The following is a 21511-nucleotide window of genomic DNA, read 5'->3' on the forward strand; positions in this document are numbered from 1 at the left end:
AATGCTCAAAACGGTTCATTTCCCCCTGCCGAAAACTCATTGTGAGTTTTCTCAACACTTAATATCGACTGCGATTTGCTGCACTTTCAGGGAGTTCAAAGAATGCCACGGTATCAACTAAGTTATTGGCTTGGTCTTCAAGTGCTGCTGTCGCGCTGGTGGATTGCTCAACCAAGGCGGCGTTTTGCTGTGTCACTAAATCCATTTGGCTCACTGCGGTAGCAACTTGCTCAATTCCGCGACTTTGCTCATTCGAGGCAGAGGCAATGTTCCCCATTAATTCAGTTACTTGGTTTACCGCAGCAACCAATTCATTCATGGTTGCACCCGCTTCATTCACCAACTGAGAACCTTGGCTTACGCGCCCCACAGACTCATCAATTAATGTTTTAATTTCTTTTGCGGCTTCAGCACTGCGTTGTGCTAATGCCCTAACTTCCCCTGCTACCACAGAGAATCCACGGCCTTGTTCACCCGCACGTGCCGCTTCAACCGCAGCATTTAGGGCTAAGATATTGGTTTGGAATGCGATGCCATCAATCACACTAATGATCGCGCTAATTTTTTGCGAACTATTAGAAATCGATGTCATGGTATCGATAACATCTTCAGTGATTTCACCGCCCTTCGTTGCCGTTTTTGAAGCACTAACCGCAAGTTCACTGGCTTGACGTGCGTTATCCGCATTCTGTTTAACGGTCGCAGTGAGCTCTTCCATACTGGCCGCTGTTTCTTCAAGAGATGCCGCTTGCTGCTCTGTACGAGAAGATAAGTTGTTATTACCTAACGCAATTTCACGAATACCGGTATACATTTGGTCGGTATTCGTACGCAATGCCGTGACAGAAGTGACTAACGATTCTTGCATTTGTTTGAGCTTGCCAAACACCTCGCCAATTTCATCACGTGTAGTCACTTCGATATGTTCATTCAACTTGCCATCTGCGACTAAAGCAAAGTGATCTCCCATACTTTTCAGTGGGTTAATCACTTTACGTTTCATCCAATAATGAGCAAAAGCGATCACTAAAATAATAATCACGATCACTGAACAGAATGAGCTCCACGCAAAGGTGTTGTACATGCGTGCAGCAGAAAGAGATTCGTCGTTTTCAACATTCAGCAATGCAAGATATTCATCAATCACTTGAGCGAGCTGATCTTGGTTTTCTTGGGCAGGAAGCTCAATATAAGCTGCAACATCTTTGTTATCTAAGTGTGTTTTTAATGCTTTTAGCGTCACAACAAAGGCTTGATATTTCGCATCAAGGGCGGCGAGATTTTCTTTCTCACTCAAAATCGGTTGGTTCTTAAAGGTGGTGTAATCTTTCTGTGCTTCTTCTAATAATTTATCGAAAGTCACTTGTGTTTCTTCGATGAGTTGATCATGCCCACCCACTTTATTTAATAATGCAATTTGCGTTAGGCTATTACGCGCTTGCATTAAATGCTTATTGGTTTCCTCAAGCATGGCTCGCTTATCAGAACCCAAATCAATACGTTCTAATGCATTTAATTCACTAACAACAATCCCAACAGAAACCCCGCTCGACACAATCTGCATTCCACAAAATAAAAATAAAAGCAGATATAAACTCACCGAAATTCGGATATTTTTACCAAACATAGATAATCCCCATTTGTGCCAGCTAAGAGAGCTGTTTGCTTAAAACATTGCTTGTTTTCTAATGCACAGAAACGCTGCAAAGCCTGAGCCTTGCAGCGTGAAACCATGCTTAATGCTTAGAAAGTTTCCCAGTTGTCATCATCTTTATGTTCCTTCGATGATAATTTTTTCAAATCCGGGGTTTTCACGATATTGGATACCGTTCTTGCCGCCGGTTTTGTATTGCGTATTTCACTTTGTTTTAACGGTGGTAGACGGAAAATTGAGATAAGCTGTGACAGCTTAGCCACTTGCTCTTCTAATACATTCGCTGCCACTGCTGACTGTTCAACTAACGAGGCGTTTTGTTGGGTCACTTTGTCCATTTCAGCGACGGCAATGCTGACCTGCGAAATACCTTTGCTTTGCTCATCAGAAGCGGTAGCGATGTGCGTCATGATGTCAGTAACTCGCGTGACTGACTCCACAATTTTCGTCATCGTCTCACCCGCATCTTCTGCTTGGCGCGCACCTGTTCCCGTTCTTGAAACTGAGTCTTCAATCAACGTTTTGATTTCTTTGGCGGCATCTGCACTGCGCTGTGCGAGGTTACGTACTTCATCTGCCACAACAGCAAAGCCACGACCATGTTCACCAGCACGTGCTGCCTCAACGGCTGCATTAAGTGCTAAGATGTTGGTTTGGAAAGCAATACTGTCAATCACTGCGGTGATATCAGAGATTTTTTGTGAGCTATCAGCGATGTTCAACATGGTACTCACCACGTTGGAAACCACTTTTCCACCTTCTTTTGCAATAACAGAAGCTTGGTTTGCATATTCACTAGCTTGATGGGCATAGTCTGTATTTTGCTTAACCGTTGCGGTTAGCTCGCTCATACTGGCGGAAGTCTCTTCCAAACACGCCACTTGCTGCTCAGTACGTGAAGAAAGGTCGTTATTGCCAGCGGCAATTTCAGTGGTGCCTTGATAAATAGTTTCACTGCCATCTAATACGCCACGAACCGTGTTAATCAGCTCTTGCTGCATGTGCTGAACACCATTGGCTAGTTCGCCAATTTCGTTATTCGAGGTTGTGGTAATAGAAGGCGTTAAGTCACCCGATGCGAAGACTTTAATGCGCTCGTTTAATGCACCTAACGGCTCAATAATCCCTTTACGCACATAGCGATAACTGAAGAAACCAATAAAGGCGAGCAGAATCGATAACGTCACTAACATGTATAATGATTGGCGATAATTGTTATCTGCATTAACGACTTCTTCTTGGAAATCCGCTGAAATATCGGCGAAATATGCATTAAATTGCTCTTCAAACTTCATCTGATGACCCGACGTCCTGTGGGCATAGAACCCTTCTAGGTCGCCTTTTTCAGCGAAATCACTGAGTTTAATTAATGCATCGCGGTAGGTTTCATAAGTGCTAAAAAGCTTTTCAAACTTGGCTTTATCATACTCCGAGCTTTGCATCAGCTTGTTATAACGATCATATGCATCATCCGCAGCTTTAAAGTTTCGTTTTGCCGCTTTAATCAAGTCTTCCGTTGTCGCATCATCTTGAATTTTGCGACCGTCTAAAAGATAGGCGTTGATTGACCGATTTAAGTTGGCTCGGGCCTGTAAAAGGTTAACCCAGCTTTCTGTTAATACTTGTCTTTGGCGTTGTAGTGAATTTAAATAACTAATACTGTCACTGTTATCGCCGAGTTTGGTGAACATCAACCCACTGGATACCAGTTGCAGTAAAATAAAGATAAAAATGACGGACAAAAGTCCTGATACGATTTTAATTCGACTGTACATGACGTTTTACTAACATTATTTGTTGTATTTTGGATATCGGTCATCCAACCAAAAACTTTAGTTAATGACTTATTATTATTTGAGCAATTATTTAGGCTGAGGATCACTCAGCCATGCTGTCAATAAGCGCCATCTCATCACTGGTCAGTAGCTTTTCAATGTCCACTAAAATGAGCATTCGGTCGTTAAGTGTCCCTAAACCAGTAAGATATTGGGTCGATAATGTCACTGCAAAATCAGGTGGTGGCGCAATTTGTTCTTCGTTCAGCACCAACACATCTGAAACGCCGTCAACCACAATACCGACCACGCGGTCTTTTAAATTCACCACAATCACGACGGTGTTGTCGTTGTACACCACATTTTCATGGGAGAATTTCACCCGTAAATCGATAATTGGGATAATGACACCACGCAAATTCGTCACACCTTTAATAAAATCAGGTGTATTTGCGATACGCGTGACTTGCTCGTAACCCCGAATTTCCTGCACTTTTAAAATTTCAATGCCGTACTCTTCTTCACCCAAGGTAAAAATGAGGTAACCTTCGCCGTTTTTTTCTTCTTCGTGCTTATTTAAATCATCATCTAACATTGACATGGTGTATGGCCTCTATTTAGTGCACGACAGGTTGGGAAACCTGCTGTTTCTTTTTGATCAAAATGCTGTTATTCATTTTTTGCAGCTCTGCGACATCTAAAATCAATGCCACTGAGCCATCGCCCATAATGGTTGCAGCAGAAATACCCGGGATTTTGCGGTAGTTGCTTTCGATGTTTTTCACCACCACTTGTTGCTGCCCAACAAGTTTGTCCACCAGCAAGGCAAATCGATGCCCCGCATTTTGAATAATTAGCACAATGCTGTTATCCAAATTGCGTTCTGCTTCCTCAATAGAAAAAACGTGGTGTAGTTCGACCAACGGCAGGTATTCTCCACGAACCAACAACATTTTTTCCTCACCCGCTAGGCGATAGATATCTTCTTGTCGTGGTTGCAAAGTGCTAATAATCGCGCTCAAAGGCACAATAAATACGTCTTCCGCCACTTTAACCGACATCCCATCAAGGATTGCGAGGGTTAAAGGAAGCAAAATACGAATAATGGTACCTTTACCTTCAGTGAAACCGATTTGAATACGGCCGCCCATATCCTGAATATTTCGTTTCACCACATCCATACCCACACCACGGCCCGAGACATCGGTCACCACTTCTGCGGTGGAGAAACCAGGAGCCATGATCAGCATCGCCACTTCATCATTACTCATGGCATCATGCACATTCATCCCTTGGGAACGCGCTTTCGCTAAAATACGCTCGCGGTTAAGCCCTGCCCCGTCATCCCGCACTTCAATGCAAATATTGCCACTTTGATGCGCGGCAGCGAGTGTCAACGTCCCTGCTTCTGGCTTCCCATTTGCCACACGGACATCAGGCTTTTCGATACCATGATCTAAGCTATTACGGACAAGGTGATTTAGCGGGTCGACAATGCGCTCAATCAGGCTCTTATCAAGTTCTGTTGAGCTACCCTCAACTTTTAACTCAATTTTCTTACCTAATTTCGAGGCAATATCACGCACCATGCGCGGGAAACGACTGAAAACATAATCCATTGGCATCATGCGGATAGACATGACTGACTCTTGCAGGGCACGCGAATTACGCTCCAATTGCACAATAGAACTGAGTAAGTCACTGTATTCGTTTTGATCAACGTGCTGGCTGTGTTGTGTCAGCATGGACTGGATAATCACTAACTCACCCACAAGGTTGATAAGTTGGTCAACTTTTTCCACTGCAACACGGATACTACTGGAATCGCCTTTCGGTTTTGTTACCGCAGGCTTTTTCGAAGGGCTTGCTGCTACTGCAGACTTAACCACTTCTTTTGGCACCACAATTTCCGTTTCCTGACTGGGTTCATCTTCACTTTCTTGTTCTGCTTGTGGTGCGAACGATTGGCAATCGGAAAACGAAGCGGCTTCCTGTGCAATTTGTGATTCATCCACCACAAAACACAGTACCCCGCAAATATCCTCGATGTCGGTATTTGTGCCTAACCATGCTTGCAGGCTATTTACCGCTTTTTCGGTATGATATAAATGACCAAACAGCTCGAGCTCATCGGCGAGTAAATCCACTTCAGTTTCTTTAAGCCCACTTAATGTGATTTTAAAGTAATGTGAAAATTCCCCTTGAGATTCAATACGTTTCTCTTCGTCGGTGACCTCTTCTATAGGTTCAACATTTTCAACAGTCGGTACCGCGTCAATCACCTCTTCGACATGATTTTCAACACGCCCAAGCACTTCACAAATCCGTTTAAATGACTCATCATCGGGTAACGAATCATTTTTGTATGCATCGAGCTGAGATGCCATCACATCTTTGGTATCCAAAAATACATCGATGATGTCAGGCGTGAGTGTTAACTCATCATGACGTGCCTTATCGAGCAAGTTTTCCAGTGTGTGCGTGGTGTTTTGCAACTGTGTGAAACCAAAGGTTGCAGCACCTCCTTTTATTGAGTGCGCACTGCGGAAAATGGCATTTAGCTGCTCGCTATCCGGGTCAAAAGGATCAAGCTCAAGTAAATGTTGTTCCATATCCCTGAGCAACTCGTCGGCTTCATCGAAAAAAGTTTGATAAAACTCGGTAATATCCATGGTTTTTATCCAGTTTCGCTTAGGTTTCACTTAACGCTGACTGCCGGAAAATCCGGCAGGCAATAAAAAATCACAATGTACTGCTTCACAAACACAGTCTATTCATCGGCTTTTTTCTGTGTTTTCGCCGTCACCACATTCTCAGTAGTCAACTTCGGTGCCGGCTTACCCAACACGTCAGAAATCGGTTTTGCTCCGTCGTATTCACGTAATATTTGTTTTGTTTCCTCATCATTGAGAACAATGATGCTGATCCGCCGGTTAATCGGCGCAAGTCCATTGTCTTTATCTAAATGAATGGCTGATGCCATACCAACCACCCGTAATACCTTGCTCTCATCCATACCCCCACGGATTAACTCACGTCGCGAAGCATTTGCTCTATCTGATGAAAGCTCCCAGTTGCTGTAATTCGCCCCGTTGGCATACGCTAAATCATCGGTATGGCCTGATATGCTGATTCGATTGGGGGCATCATTTAGTAAAGGCGCTATGGCGCGTAGAATGTCGCGCATGTAAGGTTCGACTATTGCAGAGCCAACTTTAAACATCGGGCGATTTTCACTATCTACAATTTGAATGCGCAGACCGTCATTAATCATGTCGATCAATAAATGCGGTTTTAACTCATTTAAGCGTGGGTCTTTTAAAATAGCTTGTTCAAGAGCTTCTTTAAGTTTTTCAAAACGATAACTAGCGTTACCATCAATGATATTATTCGGTTCAGGCATCACGTCCCCTTCACGGAAAATGGGATCTTTACCACCCCCCGGAATAGGGTTAGTGGCATCGCCACTTTTTGTGCCTGGGTTTATTGCAGTGCTAAGTGGAGTCCTAAAATACTCTGCAATTTGGGTGAGTTCTTGAGGACTTGAAATTGATATCAGCCACATCACCAAAAAGAACGCCATCATCGCCGTCATAAAATCGGCATAAGCAATTTTCCACGAACCACCGTGACTACCTTGATGATGAGAATTACGTTTTTTGACTCGAATTACATGAGGGGTATTGGCTGCCATCCTAATGTTACTCCTCAGTGGTTTCTTGTGAGCGAGCACCCACTTTCACTTCGCGAACTCTATCTTCCAATTCGACGAATGATGGCCTATCAGCACTGAATAACACTTTGCGACCAAACTCCACCGCAATTTGCGGCGCGTATCCCTGTAATGCAGACAAAAATGTCACTTTGATGCATTCCATCATTTTTAATTGCTCGCTGCTGCGCAACCTTATCAACGCAGCTAAAGGCAGAATAAAACCATAAGCGACTAAAATACCTAAGAACGTCCCGACCATCGCATGGGCAATTAATGCACCAAGTTCGCCAGCTGGTCTGTCCGCGGAACCTAATGCATTCACCACACCTAACACCGCCGCGACAATACCAAAAGCAGGCATTGAATCGCCTACCATGTTTAATCCCGAAGCTGGCACTTCATTTTCTTGGCGGAAAGTTTCAAGTTCTTCATCCATTAATGCTTCAATTTCATGACTTTGTAAGTTACTACTCACCATCAAACGCAAGTAGTCCACGATAAACATCATGGTAGAAGGGTCTTTGAGAATACGAGGATATTGAGAAAAAATTTCGCTTTCTTGGGGGTTTTCAATGTCTTTTTCTAATGCAAGTAACCCTTGTTGGCGAGATTTATTGAGTAACTGAAATAACAATGCCATTAAGTCCATTGACATCGTTTTATTGTAGGAGGAGCGACGGAAGAGTTTTGGTAATACTTTACATAAGGCGATGATGGATTTGCCGCTGTTACCAACGACAAATGCCCCTAAACCAGCACCTAATATAATAACAAATTCAGCGGGTTGATATAGCGCGCCTAAATGGCCACCGACCATGATATAACCGCCAATAACCGCTACTGTAACAATGATATACCCGATGAGTATTAACACAATATTCCCTTTCACTCCGTTGGTTAACAGATGGCAGTCAAAGGGAATATTAGGAGTAACAAGCAGAAAACTGCCTGTTGACCAAATCAATCCAATTTTACATTACCGCTTTAGTAATGCCATCCTGTCGATATAGCGTAATATCGGCGAGATGCTCGGAAAGTTTACGTTTTTTTATTGCACGTGATGGCGGCTGGCACAAACTACACGTAAAACTATTTTCTGGAATGTGCGCATAAGTGATAAATGAACCTTGGCAGCAACTGCATTTTGAACTTTGCAGCATGCCACTTTCAACAAAGCGAACAAGCGTCCAAGCACGAGTCAGAGCTAACAATGGCTCAGTTCCAGGCTCTGGAATACATTGCTCTAGATACAAACGGTAAGCTTTTAAAATGGCATCAACACCTTGGCAATGGCCACTTTGTAGTAAAAATTGATAGGCGTTATAAAACATGGATGAATGAATATTTTGCTCCCATGTCATAAACCAATCAGTTGAGAACGGTAACATACCTTTTGGTGGGGGGCAGCCTCGAAGTTCCTTGTACAACCGAACTAAACGTCCGCGGCTAATTTGGGTTTCACTTTCTAACATTTGAAGGCGAGCGCCTAAAGAGATTAATTCCATGGCTAAGCGAATGTCATTCGCTTCTTGGACAATACTTTTTTCAGCTGCGGTACTCATCTTTTTCTCGCTATATCAGTGTCACCTTGATTATGCGTTTGCAATAATCGAGTCGATAAAAGGATACCCGTATGAATTTGTTGCAATTCATCAACCCTCGAATCACGTGTCAGCTTTTCAATCGTATCGCTATTCTCAAATCTAAACTGACAGATTAGCTGGTTTGTTTCTGCCAATTTGACCAATTGAGGGAGCGTAAGGTCTGCTAAAGTAGTCGCCATTGCATCAGAGATCCCAAGACGAAACATCGCAGAAGCTTTCTCTTGGGAGATGAGTTTTTGGGCTAATAGCAAATATGAGAGGTTAATATCGTATATATGCTTCAGAAAATCTGTCGTCGAGCTCATTTTTTTTCCTTTCCGAATATTTATCAACATCTGTGTGCAAAAAGAACAAATATGAATTTGAAAGTTTTGTGTGGTTAAAAAGTTTTATTAGTAAATTTAATTTAACTGGATAAATGTATTCCATTACTTCCCATGTTTCCGTTGGTGAATACCCAGTTTGGAGTATAAAAACACAAATTTTCAAACTTAAATTAAATACATTTCCTGAATACCTACAAACAATAAAGAGTGACTAAAAAGTTAGCACTTTCAGTAAAAGTCAGAATTTGCCGATGTCATTATTAGTCGTCAATTATTATGCACCACTAAATTAACTATTCAAGGTACTTATGTTTCTTTTTATCTCATTGGGTTGATTATCCATTTATTCATTAAATAATCTTTATTATTTCCTTATCTTCTTCCTCCCTAACTCAAATATCCACAACACTTTAGTTTACCCTATATCAAATGACAGGATTTTAATCAATGCATCAACTCCTTAGATGGGATTTGAAAGCAAAAAAGTCCAATCACAACATCAAAATCAATATACTGATCTAGGTCAATGTTTGGTATTGAGAAACTAAACCTACTATTACAGATACAGCTTATTATCGGCAGCGTGCGAATAAAACTTACTCATTAATTTTCAATCAGTTTAATCAAAACATTATGCATCATTCAAAATTATTCAATCCTAATTAACGTATTTAAAGTTATTAAATTGTCATACATATAATACTATCACTTAAAAATTTCATTAAAATATTTAAACAATGGTTATAATGCACTCACATTATAATATTAATAAAATTAATACACACAATGAAACCTATTTGTAATAAATTGAATATTTGGCTTAAATATATTTGTTATATATCGTTAGTCCTTTTATATTTTCAGTAATTTTCATGTTATTATTTTTTTAAAGTTACATTTTTCAATAATTAATTTTTATTTTTTTATTGCAATAACTCAAAAATTAATTTTTTTAATAAAATGATCAACCTACAGCAAGGCATAGCCCCCCGAAATCTAACAAAAAATGAAAGTTTCAATTGAGAACATTCTGTTTCAACTACGCACTTTTACTCGTTTTATAATATTCAAAATAAGAGGAAAGGCAGTTTTTCCTCGTGTGTTTTAATTTTTATTTTTACTTGAATTTTTTTACTTTTTTACTAGCTAATTAATAATAATATAACCTTGGGTTATTATAACCATAAATTACTATATACTTTTATTTTAACAAATAGTGAATTCAGTACATTTTGCTTAAGTAAATTCGCTTAGAAGCTGACACTAAAACCCAAAAATCAATTGGTTTTATTTAAAATAATTCAGTGAGCTTTTAGCATGCAAATTCAACAAAATAATATGTAGCTATTTGAGCAAAAAAGATTACAAGAATTGAGACTTTGTTCACACTTAATTTCTTTATTTCTGAATGGTTTCCGAATAAAAGACGATTGCTATTACTCATCTCTATTTTTTGGTTTAAAAAATAAGCTACCTGAACAAAACACCGACATAATATATTGATAATGCAAGTAAATAATTGTTTTTTCCGATAGATTATTCTGACACTAAATACGTATTGATTTATACTGTTTACTTGCTGCTCTATTGATAGGAGAAAAGGACATGTTTACTTATTATGCTAACGTTGAGTTTATCGAAGAAGAAGGTGCGTTCGACATCAGTTTTTGCGATTTTCCCGATATCGAAGGTGTGACTTTTTGCAAAGATGATGTTGAACTGGAGGCTGAGGAGGTTTTATTAGCGACATTTGCGCAATACATCACCTTGAGAAAAGCCATCCCATTACCACACCTACATAATGAAAATGCATTCCCTATTTATTTGCCAATAATATGCTGCCTTAAAATTGCTCTACATAATGCCATTTTAGAGACAAAAACCTTGCGTGTTGATTTAGCAAGAAAACTGAATATTAATGCGCAGCAAATAGAGCGATTACTGGATATTCACCATGCTTCAAAAATAGATGCATTAGAACAAGCTTTGTACTTGTTAGGATATGAGGCAACAGTTTCGGTACATAAAAGAGTTCAAGATTAGATGATAATCAACCTGTGTACTTCATAAGAATAACTACACATCTCTATTTATATTGAATAGATATTCAACTTACCTTGCTGTTAATTTATCTGGTTTTGCTTACCTGTTGTTTTAACAGCCTATTAATCACTTTTTCCTTATTACTTTTTTAAAAAAAGATACTCACTTCCAATATAATTTAGCCCAGCGCTCAAATCAAATAACCAGTATTTCAGCGAGAACAGTAAGACAAGCTGATAACTTTCACTTTAAGTACAGGCCTGAATGAAAATTTAACGCACATACCCGATGAAAATGAGGATGTGTCTATTACTCGCGTTCACATAGTAGTCAGATTAATAGTAGTCAGATTAAAAAATGACGGTGTTCAGTTTAAAGTCATGACATATACTCAGGGTATTGAATAAATAACATTACTTTAGCAAGCATCGACTTTCAATGACTGCGTCCCAAATACGTCCCAACTGGCATGCGTAGTAATGCAATTAATACGTAACGCGTTGAAAAGGTGGTGGGTTGTTGGGGGTTCGAACCCCAGACCGAGCGATTAAGAGTCGCCTACTCTGCCAACTGAGCTAACAACCCAATGCAAAATATTTAACGCCTATCAATTGCTACAGTCAATATTATTCTGCTATTTTTATTATGTAAGTTAATTTTTAGTGTTGAATGTTAAGTTAACGATAATGATAGATTGAATAAGCAACACTCTGCCTCTAACTCGGTAAGTTTTTCTTACTCTAATTGAGATTTATGTCACAATATTTCACGCAAACATAACCACACAAATAAAAAAATACTGTGGTCAATTATAACAAACTACTACGGACACTTTACAGTATGGAAGAAAATGCAACATCAAACCCGACTCAGCACTCAGCTGATCGCAACCAGTTAAAACGAAGCCTTAGTAACCGCCACATTCAATTAATTGCAATTGGCGGCGCAATTGGAACAGGTTTATTCATGGGGTCAGGGAAAACCATCTCCCTTGCGGGGCCATCAATCATATTCGTCTACATGATAATCGGCTTTGTACTATTTTTCGTCATGCGTGCAATGGGTGAGCTCTTACTCTCTAACCTTGACTATAAGTCCTTCAGCGATTTTTCTGCTGACCTTATAGGGCCATGGGCGGGCTTTTTCGTTGGCTGGACCTACTGGTTTTGTTGGGTGATCACTGGGATAGCTGACATTATTGCAATAACGTCATATGTCAGCTTTTGGGTGCCAGACTTCCCTGAATGGGTCACTTCATTTATTTGTGTCATTACCTTACTCACGCTCAACTTAGTATCCGTTAAACTATTTGGTGAGCTTGAATTTTGGTTCGCGATGATAAAAATTGTTGCCATTATTGCCTTAATTGCTGTTGGTGGCACACTTATCGCGATGAATTTCCAATCACCAACAGGCCACACGGCATCATTAAGTAATATATGGAATGATGGTGGGATGTTCCCGATGGGGATAAGTGGCTTCTTTGCAGGCTTCCAAATCGCGATATTTGCCTTTGTTGGGATTGAATTAGTCGGTACTGCTGCCGCTGAAACCCGTGATCCTGAGAAATCCTTACCAAAAGCTATCAATGCCATTCCAATCCGTATCATTGCTTTCTATGTTTTATCACTGATTGTGATTATGGCCGTAACACCTTGGCGTACAATTTTGGCGGATAAGAGCCCATTCGTTGAAATGTTTGTGTTGATCAGCCTACCTGCTGCAGCCAGTATCGTTAACTTTGTGGTCCTGACCTCAGCGGCTTCTTCTGCAAATAGCGGTGTATTTTCCACCAGCCGGATGTTATTTGGCTTGTCTAAAGAAGGTGATGCACCGAAAAAATTTAGCCAGTTATCGGAAAAAGCGGTACCTGCCACAGGGTTAATTTTCACCTGTATCTGCCTTAGCTTTGGTATTGTGCTTATCTATTTTATTCCCAATATCATGCATGCGTTCACCTTAGTCACCACGGTATCTGCTATTTTGTTCATGTTTATTTGGAGTATGATTTTATACAGTTACCTTAATTTTCGCCGTAAACGCCCTGAAATGCATAAAGCGTCTCATTATAAAATGCCCGCGGGAATTATTATGTCTTGGGTAAGCTTAGCGTTCTTCGCCTTTATGATTGTCTTACTCGCATTCCAACACGATACAAGACAAGCGCTTATCGCAACACCAATTTGGTTTATCGTCTTGTTTATTGGCTACCAAATTGTGAAGCGCCGCAAAACAAATTAAGCCCGTTAAGCGCTTTACCAATAAAAAGGCCGAATCTGTTTCTAGCAGTTCGGCTTTTTTATTGGATTACCTTGTCACTCGATGGCGAGCATTAGTTCGCTTTATATTCAGATTCAGCTTGTTCAAAACGCGCTTGCGCTTCTGCACTTGGCGCTTTAGTGATTAAACTCACCACAACAATCGCGATAGTCGAAAAGATAAAACCTGGGATAATTTCATATAATGCAAACCATTTGTATTGCATCCAAACTAATACCGTAATAGCACCCACTAACATTCCCACCAGTGCGCCCGTACGTGTCATGCGTTTCCAAAGAACAGATATCAATACAACTGGACCAAACGCAGCACCAAAGCCCGCCCATGCATTACTCACTAACCCTAATACTTTATTATTTGGGTCACGAGCGATATAGATAGCAATAGCAGCCACAAGCAGTACCATAAAACGCCCAACCCAAACTAACTCTTTTTGGCTTGCTGTTTTACGAATAAATGGCTTGTAGAGATCTTCGGTTAATGCACTTGCGCACACTAATAATTGACAACTTAAGGTACTCATTACCGCGGCTAAAATTGCAGAAAGCAATATACCTGCTATCCATGGGTTAAATAATATCGTCGCTAATTCCATGAAAATGCGTTCATTATTTTGTGTTACAGCACCTGCCACGCTTGGGTTCATTTCGAAATAACCGATCCCAAAGAAGCCTACTGCAATCGTACCGCCTAAACAGAGAACCATCCACGTCATACTAATGCGTCTTGCTGAGTGGATTGTTTTGTGTGAATCTGCCGCCATAAAACGCGCTAAAATATGCGGTTGACCAAAATAGCCTAATCCCCAACCTAATAAAGAGAGGATAGCAATAAAGTTCATGCCCTTGAACATATCAAGATATTCTGGGTTTTTCGCTTTAATCACTTCGATAGAGGTATCTACGCCGCCCATAGATAAAATAACGACAATCGGTGTCAGTATCAGCGCAAAAATCATTAACGAAGCCTGAACTGTATCTGTCCAACTTACCGCTAAAAAGCCCCCTAAGAAGGTATAGGCAATTGTTGCTAACGCCCCTAACCACATGGCTTTTTCATAACTAATATGGAATGTGCTTTCGAACAATAAACCACCCGCAACAACACCCGATGCACAATAAATGGTGAAGAAAACTAAGATAACAATGGCAGAAATAATCCGTAAAATTTTACTGTTGTCTTCAAAACGACTGGTAAAATAGTCGGGTAACGTCAAAGCATTATTATTTTTTTCTGTTTGCAAACGTAAGCGGCCTGCGACGAATAACCAGTTAAAGTAGGCACCTAAGGTTAACCCTATTGCAATCCAACTTTCAGAGATCCCTGCAATAAAAATAGCCCCTGGTAGCCCCATTAATAACCAGCCACTCATATCTGATGCACCTGCAGATAATGCAGTTACGACGCTGCCTAAACTTCGACCTCCGAGAATATAATCATCAAAGTTTTTTGTTGAACGATAGGCCAAATAGCCAATTAATAACATGCCAGTAATGTATACGATGAACGTGACGATCATCGGAGTGCTTACAGTCATTTATATTCTCCATTGAGTAGCTTATTAATTTAGTTATCTTTATATGAATTACTGTTGATAACTTGTAACTTCATGGTGTTGCACTTTATTGCACATCGTTAATTTATCTTCGAGCACACCAAATAGATTGTGATTGTTCGCGTTGCACTAATTTAACATCTTAGTGACCCCATCCTAGTCAGACTCATGTTAAATTAACAAGAAATTAACTATTTTTTATTCAATAAATAGAATCCATATCACAAATGTTAAAATTTTAAGTCAAATTACCAAATGATCGTTTAATTATTCCCTTAATAAGGAAATGGTTATAATCATATGAAAAATATATAAAAATAATAACCATTGATTTTATCAATTCAATTACATCACAAAAAGTTCGACACGTTTCACATTTCCCCCAGAAACCTTGATTAACAATGTTGCACAAAGTTGCAACATTAAGATAATGTTGTGTAACTTTTCGATTATGACGACCTGTCAACTAGAGGAATTAAAATGAGTAGCACGACAACTATGGGTGTGAGACTTGATGAAGCAACTCGTGAACGCATTAAAAATGCCGCTCAACGTCTGGACCGCACATCACATTGGCTTATCAAACAAGCTATTTATAATTACCTAGAACAACTCGACAATAACCAAATCATTCCTGAGTTATCCGTCGGTATCGATGCAAAAGAAAACCAAACTGGGGAAGAGGACACCACTGTCGAGTCCAACTACCAGCCTTTCTTAGATTTTGCGGAGCACATTTTACCACAATCTGTAAAACGCTCTTCTATTACTTCTGCATATCGCATACCAGAAACCCAAGCAGTACCGATGTTACTGCAACAGGCGCAACTCCCCGCAGATCAAGCAGAAGCGGCACATAAACTGGCCTACTCCATTGCAGAAAAATTACGTAACCAAAAAAATGGCGTGGGACGTTCTGGTCTAGTACAAGGGCTGTTGCAAGAGTTTTCACTTTCTTCTCAAGAAGGTGTGGCACTGATGTGTTTAGCAGAAGCCTTATTGCGTATCCCTGATAAGGCCACTCGTGATGCCTTAATTCGTGACAAAATCAGTAACGGAAATTGGCAATCTCACCTAGGGCAAAGTAGCTCGATGTTCGTCAATGCCGCAACGTGGGGCTTATTATTTACAGGTAAATTAGTTTCAACGCATAATGAAGCCAAATTATCGACCTCCCTAAACCGTATTATCAGTAAAAGCGGCGAACCTCTGGTGCGTAAAGGCGTGGACATGGCAATGCGCCTAATGGGTGAGCAATTTGTGACAGGCGAAACCATTTCCCAAGCCTTAGCAAATGCACGCAAGCTAGAAGATAAAGGGTTCCGCTACTCTTATGACATGTTAGGGGAAGCGGCACTAACAGAAAAAGATGCCCAAGATTATATGGTGTCTTACCAGCAAGCTATTCATGCGATTGGTAAGGCGTCAAATGGTCGCGGAATTTATGAAGGCCCTGGCATTTCGATTAAATTATCCGCGCTACACCCTCGCTACAGCCGCGCACAATATTCCCGAGTCATGGATGAGCTCTATCCGCGTTTACTGTCTCTCGTTTTACAAGCTCACCAATACGATGTCGGTATAAATATTGACGCAGAAGAAGCTGACCGATTAGAAATCTCTTTAGATTTACTCGAAAAACTGTGTTTTGAACCACAACTTGCAGGCTGGAATGGGATTGGTTTTGTTATCCAAGCCTACCAAAAACGCTGCCCATTTGTGATTGACTCAATTATCAATTTAGCAGAACGTAGCCAGCGTCGTTTAATGATCCGACTGGTTAAAGGCGCGTATTGGGACAGCGAAATTAAACGCGCACAAATTGATGGCTTAGAGGGTTACCCAGTCTATACCCGCAAGGTGTATACCGACGTTTCATACATAGCTTGTGCTCGCAAATTATTGTCTGTACCAAACTTAATTTACCCTCAATTTGCAACGCATAACGCACATACACTCTCTGCTATCTACCAAATTGCAGGTAAAAACTACTACCCTGGCCAGTATGAGTTCCAATGCTTACACGGTATGGGTGAACCATTATACGAGCAAGTGGTCGGGAAAGTCGCAGATGGCAAGCTTAATCGCCCATGCCGTATCTATGCCCCTGTTGGTACCCATGAAACGTTATTAGCCTATTTAGTTCGTCGCTTATTAGAAAATGGAGCGAACACTTCCTTTGTTAACCGTATCGCAGATGCCACTATTCCGTTAGATGAATTAGTCGCTGATCCAGTAAAAGATGTCCTTGAACTTTCTAAAGCAGAAGGTCAAATCGGTTTACCGCATCCGAAGATCCCCCTACCCCGTGATTTGTATGGTAATGAGCGTGTTAATTCTATGGGCCTCGACTTGTCGAATGAGCACCGTTTAGCCTCTTTATCGAGTGCGCTACTCAGTGCAGCTATCCAACCGAAATTGGCTGAGCCTTTATTAGGCGGAGAATTCTCAACGAAAGATAAGCTGCCAGAAGCTCAAGCCATACTAAACCCTGCATGCCATAAAGATATTGTGGGTCACGTGCGTGAAACTACGGAACAAGAGGCAGATCATGCGTTAAATATCGCCAATGATGCTGGCACCATTTGGTTTGCAACGCCGCCATCAGAACGAGCTGCAATTTTATTACGCGCAGCCGATCTTATGGAGCAGCAACTGCAACCATTGCTTGATGTGTTAGTACGTGAAGCAGGTAAAACCTACGCCAATGCGATTGCTGAAGTCCGTGAAGCGGTAGATTTCTTAAATTATTATGCGACGCAGGTCAAACATGACTTTGATAATAATACCCATCGCCCATTAGGCCCAGTGGTATGCATCAGTCCATGGAACTTCCCACTTGCCATTTTCTCAGGACAAATTGCGGCTGCCTTAGCGGCAGGAAATACCGTGTTAGCAAAACCGGCTGAACAAACGCCACTCGTTGGTGCTATCGCAGTTTCTATTCTTCACCAAGCAGGGATCCCGCGTGATGTCTTGCAATTTTTACCGGGTAAAGGGGAAACAATCGGTGCCCAATTAGTGGGTGATAAACGCGTTCGTGGTGTCATGTTTACTGGTTCAACAGAAGTCGCAGGTTTATTACAACGTAATATTGCTGGTCGTTTAGATGCTCAAGGTCGCCCTACCCCGTTAATCGCAGAAACTGGCGGATTAAATGCCATGATCGTCGATTCTTCCGCATTAACAGAGCAAGTTGTCACCGATGTGGTTGCTTCTGCATTTGATAGTGCAGGCCAACGCTGCTCTGCATTGCGCATTCTTTGTGTTCAAGACGATGTTGCCGACAGAACGATCCGTATGTTAAAAGGCGCGATGGAAGAATGCCGTATGGGCAACCCAGAGCACCTATCCACCGATATCGGTCCAGTGATTGACCGAGAAGCAAAAGACAATATAGATCAACATATTCAACAGATGCGCAGTAAAGGCAAAACCATTTTCCAAGCAGCATTTGACAATAACGATGATGCGAAAGAGCAGCAGGAAGGAACTTATGTTAAGCCGACATTAATTGAGTTGGACAATATCAGTGAGCTGAAAAAAGAGATTTTCGGCCCTGTTCTTCATGTTGTACGTTTCAAACGTGATGAGCTGGATACACTGGTTGATCAAATCAATGCAGCGGGTTATGGCCTAACGTTAGGGGTTCATACCCGTATTGATGAAACTATCAACCAAGTCGTCAGCAAAGCCAAAGTCGGTAACTTATATGTTAACCGAAACATGGTTGGGGCTGTGGTTGGCGTGCAACCATTTGGTGGTGAAGGATTATCAGGAACTGGGCCAAAAGCAGGTGGGCCGTTATACCTCTACCGTTTATTAAGTGAGCGTCCAGAAAATGCGGTAACAAATACACTTGCACGCCAAGATGAACACTTACCGATGGATGCTAGTGCACGCGTCGAGTTACTTACTCCTTTTGATACCTTTATTGCATGGGCAGAAAAACAGCAAGCCCCAATTACACCCTCAGTGCTCGAACAATTTGCGCGTTATACCCAAGCAGGTACAACACGGCTTTTACCAGGCCCTACTGGCGAGAAAAACACCTATACATTACGCCCTCGTGGACTGATATTATGTATCAGTGATAATGAAAAAGATTGCTTAATTCAGCTCGCAGGGGTTCTAGCAGCGGGTTGCCAATCCCTTTGGCCTGATAGTGAAGCTCACCAGAAGCTATTCAAACAGCTTCCAGAGAAAGTGCGCAAAACTATTTCTATCACCAAACAGTGGCAAGAATCTAAAGAGCCAATCGAAGGGGTGATTTATCATGGAGATAGCGATCAATTAAAAGAAGTTTGTGCGATCATCGCTGAGCGTAAAGGGCCAATTATCTCTGTTCAAGGCTTTGAACGTGGTGAGACCAACTTGTTAATAGAACGCCTTGTTCACGAACGTTCATTGAGTGTTAATACAGCCGCAGCAGGCGGTAACGCAAGCTTGATGACCATCGGTTAACATACTGTAAGGCCTGACTTCATTCATCATTGAAGTCAGGTTTTTTGCTTTTTCATTAAGTTATAATCTTTACTTTGAACCGCTAAAAACGCAAAAGGTGCCCAGAGGACACCAATTTATTAATCAATAGATATTAAGTAACTATAAAATTAGCTACCTACTCTATTCTTATTATTGCATTTTTTCTGATTCCCAGAATAAATACTGTTCATATTTACGTAATGCAATATTGTAATTACTAAATGCTGAGTCTGTCATTTTTTCACTTAATTGTTCTTGAACTTTACTTGCAGTAAATTCTTTCATTGAAAAATTAGAGGAAGATAACAACTCATCTAAACGGCGTAAGCGAACAACATACTCACGAACGGTACTGTGGCTCATCTCAGTCTGTAAGAATAAATACTGTTTAAATGACATAATATCAAAGTAGTCAGTATTACTATTGCAGTAAATTTCACTACAAAAACGGCAAAGTGCAGTAAATTTACCTTGCAGCTCTCCCCAGGTACCTTCATCAACCAATTCGGTCATATCAGCGATAGCTTCTTTATTTAAGATGTCATCGTTGAAAACCAAAGAGATACGATCAAGCGTTTTGTGGCAATGTGCACAATGAGTTTGGCTGTGTTTAAAATCTTTGATGTAACGGCTCAGAGGCCGTTTCTTTACAATAGAAGCAGACATAATGGTAAAGCCCTGTGTGTAAGTCTAAAAATAAAATTGTAACAAGGGAAACCGAGTTACATACTTGTTATGCCCATAGCATTAATAGAATGTTTGCTACGTTGCATTTAAATACGGGTAAACCCGTATATCATTTCCTTACTTTCCCTTTAGGAGAATAATCCTCCTGAGAATGTAGTGTAAGAAAAGTTATTGCCCTTTACGAAAAATATTCTACCCCGTCTATCGCTCTTTGGCGAATTTCTAAGGTGAGACAATTTTGGTACGAATTTGATTTAGCGTCAACCTAATTAACTTAAATTTCGTTAACTCTATACACATACCGTTAACGGAAAACATTAAGAGAACTATCCACTAGATTGGCTTAAGGGCAAAGACTTTACCTGATTATTCCATCTTCGTACAAAGAAAATTTGATTTAAAAATCAATCTTATAGCTATTCAAAGGTTTTATTAGCAAAATTGTGAAGGAGCTCACTTTTTTCTACTATTATTGCATCGTAAATGCACAGATATTAATGCTTAAAATATTCCCTAGTTTAGTGATTTTTTATTTATGTAAACTTTTAGTTACAATTTGTGTGCTTTTTTAAACATCTTTCTCTATATACAAAAAAGTTATAAATCTAACTAAAAGTGTTATATGTGTTTTAATTGATTTAATTTCGTTCTATATCACATTTTTTGCCTTGGTTATTTTTAATAAAAAAATAACTTTACAGTACTCACCTATTTCAATTTAGCATTAACATTTACCTCTTCAGGTTACCTTAGACTAGACAACATTCCCCCATGATGAATACTTTTTTCACAATAGTGATTAATGTTGTGATTTTTAATGAATTACCCATATTTAATAAATAATCTCACTACCTGTAATTCATATTGCGACATTATTCACTAATATAGTTATTTTTATAATTACTAATTAAGATATTATTTTAGGATTAGTTACATTTGATATTAAAAACTTCTCTTATATACTTCATTTGCTATATAAATAAATAATTTTAATAAGGTTGATTATGAAAAAGTTAATTTTGGCTTGTGGTATGGGTTTACTGGCACTGACAATCACTGCTTGTTCAGAAGAAGAGAAAAAAGGTGAAGTTGCTGGTGCAACTGAAACTTGTAACGCATACTTCGCTGAAGTTGATAGCTTAATTGCTAAAGCTTCAGAAAACCCGCAAGCAAAAGCTCAGTTAGATGCTATGAAAGGTCAGCTGGAAGAAGGTAAAAAACAAGTTGCCGCATTACCTAAAGATCAGCAAGATAAAGCTTGCCAACAAGGTATTGATGCAATGAAACAAATGAAAACTGCTTTAGGTCTGTAATCGCTTAGATTATTTCAGATTACTGCAATTTTCCAAAAAAGAGCCCATTTGTGGCTCTTTTTTATGCGAAAAAA

General features: G+C 40.2%; 14 protein-coding genes and 1 tRNA gene. 4 read left to right on the plus strand and 11 right to left on the minus strand.

The window, feature by feature from the left end; all coding sequences use genetic code 11:
- Nucleotides 1-58: 58 nt before the first annotated feature.
- The 8 genes from AC4IFT_RS12935 to flhD all read right to left on the minus strand — a co-directional run bounded on the left by AC4IFT_RS12935 (nt 59) and on the right by flhD (nt 9053).
- A complete protein-coding gene (locus AC4IFT_RS12935) occupies nt 59-1627 on the minus strand; it encodes a methyl-accepting chemotaxis protein (RefSeq protein ID WP_490734923.1) in 1569 nt (522 codons plus the stop codon).
- A 116-nt stretch (nt 1628-1743) separates the two neighbouring features.
- Nucleotides 1744-3429 (minus strand): methyl-accepting chemotaxis protein, encoded by a 1686-nt coding sequence (locus AC4IFT_RS12940; RefSeq protein ID WP_490734921.1) that lies wholly within the window; start codon nt 3427-3429, stop codon nt 1744-1746.
- Nucleotides 3430-3532: 103 nt separating this feature from the next.
- Nucleotides 3533-4030 carry a chemotaxis protein CheW gene (gene cheW / locus AC4IFT_RS12945; RefSeq protein ID WP_004909833.1) on the minus strand — a complete coding sequence of 166 codons (498 nt, stop codon included), beginning with the start codon at nt 4028-4030 and terminating at the stop codon, nt 3533-3535.
- Between the two features lie 16 nt (nt 4031-4046).
- Nucleotides 4047-6101 carry a chemotaxis protein CheA gene (cheA, locus tag AC4IFT_RS12950; protein WP_490751517.1) on the minus strand — a complete coding sequence of 685 codons (2055 nt, stop codon included), beginning with the start codon at nt 6099-6101 and terminating at the stop codon, nt 4047-4049.
- A 98-nt stretch (nt 6102-6199) separates the two neighbouring features.
- Nucleotides 6200-7123 (minus strand): flagellar motor protein MotB, encoded by a 924-nt coding sequence (motB, locus tag AC4IFT_RS12955; protein WP_490751518.1) that lies wholly within the window; start codon nt 7121-7123, stop codon nt 6200-6202.
- Between the two features lie 7 nt (nt 7124-7130).
- Complete coding sequence (gene motA, locus AC4IFT_RS12960) at nt 7131-8018, minus strand: flagellar motor stator protein MotA (RefSeq protein WP_490734915.1); 888 nt, start codon at nt 8016-8018, stop codon at nt 7131-7133.
- Nucleotides 8019-8115: 97 nt separating this feature from the next.
- Nucleotides 8116-8706, minus strand: a complete 591-nt coding sequence (gene flhC / locus AC4IFT_RS12965; protein WP_490734913.1) for a flagellar transcriptional regulator FlhC — start codon at nt 8704-8706, stop codon at nt 8116-8118.
- Complete coding sequence (gene flhD / locus AC4IFT_RS12970; protein WP_353242459.1) at nt 8703-9053, minus strand: flagellar transcriptional regulator FlhD; 351 nt, start codon at nt 9051-9053, stop codon at nt 8703-8705. The genes flhC and flhD overlap by 4 nt, the downstream gene beginning before the upstream one ends.
- 1626 nt (nt 9054-10679) lie before the next feature.
- On the opposite strand from flhD, the gene AC4IFT_RS12975 reads away from it, so the two are divergent.
- Nucleotides 10680-11117 carry a type II toxin-antitoxin system HicB family antitoxin gene (locus tag AC4IFT_RS12975; protein WP_490734910.1) on the plus strand — a complete coding sequence of 146 codons (438 nt, stop codon included), beginning with the start codon at nt 10680-10682 and terminating at the stop codon, nt 11115-11117.
- Between the two features lie 509 nt (nt 11118-11626).
- Here AC4IFT_RS12975 and AC4IFT_RS12980 read toward each other — a convergent pair.
- Nucleotides 11627-11702: transfer RNA gene (locus AC4IFT_RS12980), tRNA-Lys, on the minus strand.
- 255 nt (nt 11703-11957) lie between these two features.
- Between AC4IFT_RS12980 and cycA the strand changes: the two genes are divergently transcribed.
- Complete coding sequence (gene cycA, locus AC4IFT_RS12985; protein WP_490751519.1) at nt 11958-13358, plus strand: D-serine/D-alanine/glycine transporter; 1401 nt, start codon at nt 11958-11960, stop codon at nt 13356-13358.
- Between the two features lie 91 nt (nt 13359-13449).
- Here cycA and putP read toward each other — a convergent pair whose 3' ends face one another.
- Nucleotides 13450-14934 (minus strand): sodium/proline symporter PutP, encoded by a 1485-nt coding sequence (gene putP, locus AC4IFT_RS12990; RefSeq protein WP_490751520.1) that lies wholly within the window; start codon nt 14932-14934, stop codon nt 13450-13452.
- 498 nt (nt 14935-15432) lie between these two features.
- Between putP and putA the strand changes: the two genes are divergently transcribed.
- On the plus strand, nt 15433-19416 hold the full coding sequence (putA, locus tag AC4IFT_RS12995; RefSeq protein WP_490751521.1) for a trifunctional transcriptional regulator/proline dehydrogenase/L-glutamate gamma-semialdehyde dehydrogenase: 3984 nt from the start codon (nt 15433-15435) through the stop codon (nt 19414-19416).
- Nucleotides 19417-19587: 171 nt separating this feature from the next.
- Here putA and fliZ read toward each other — a convergent pair whose 3' ends face one another.
- On the minus strand, nt 19588-20103 hold the full coding sequence (gene fliZ / locus AC4IFT_RS13000) for a flagella biosynthesis regulatory protein FliZ (protein ID WP_219249117.1): 516 nt from the start codon (nt 20101-20103) through the stop codon (nt 19588-19590).
- Between the two features lie 1025 nt (nt 20104-21128).
- On the opposite strand from fliZ, the gene AC4IFT_RS13005 reads away from it, so the two are divergent.
- Complete coding sequence (locus tag AC4IFT_RS13005; RefSeq protein WP_102139566.1) at nt 21129-21437, plus strand: DUF5339 domain-containing protein; 309 nt, start codon at nt 21129-21131, stop codon at nt 21435-21437.
- Nucleotides 21438-21511 lie beyond the last annotated feature (74 nt).

It is taken from the genome of Providencia sp. UF-183 (genome assembly GCF_058246155.1).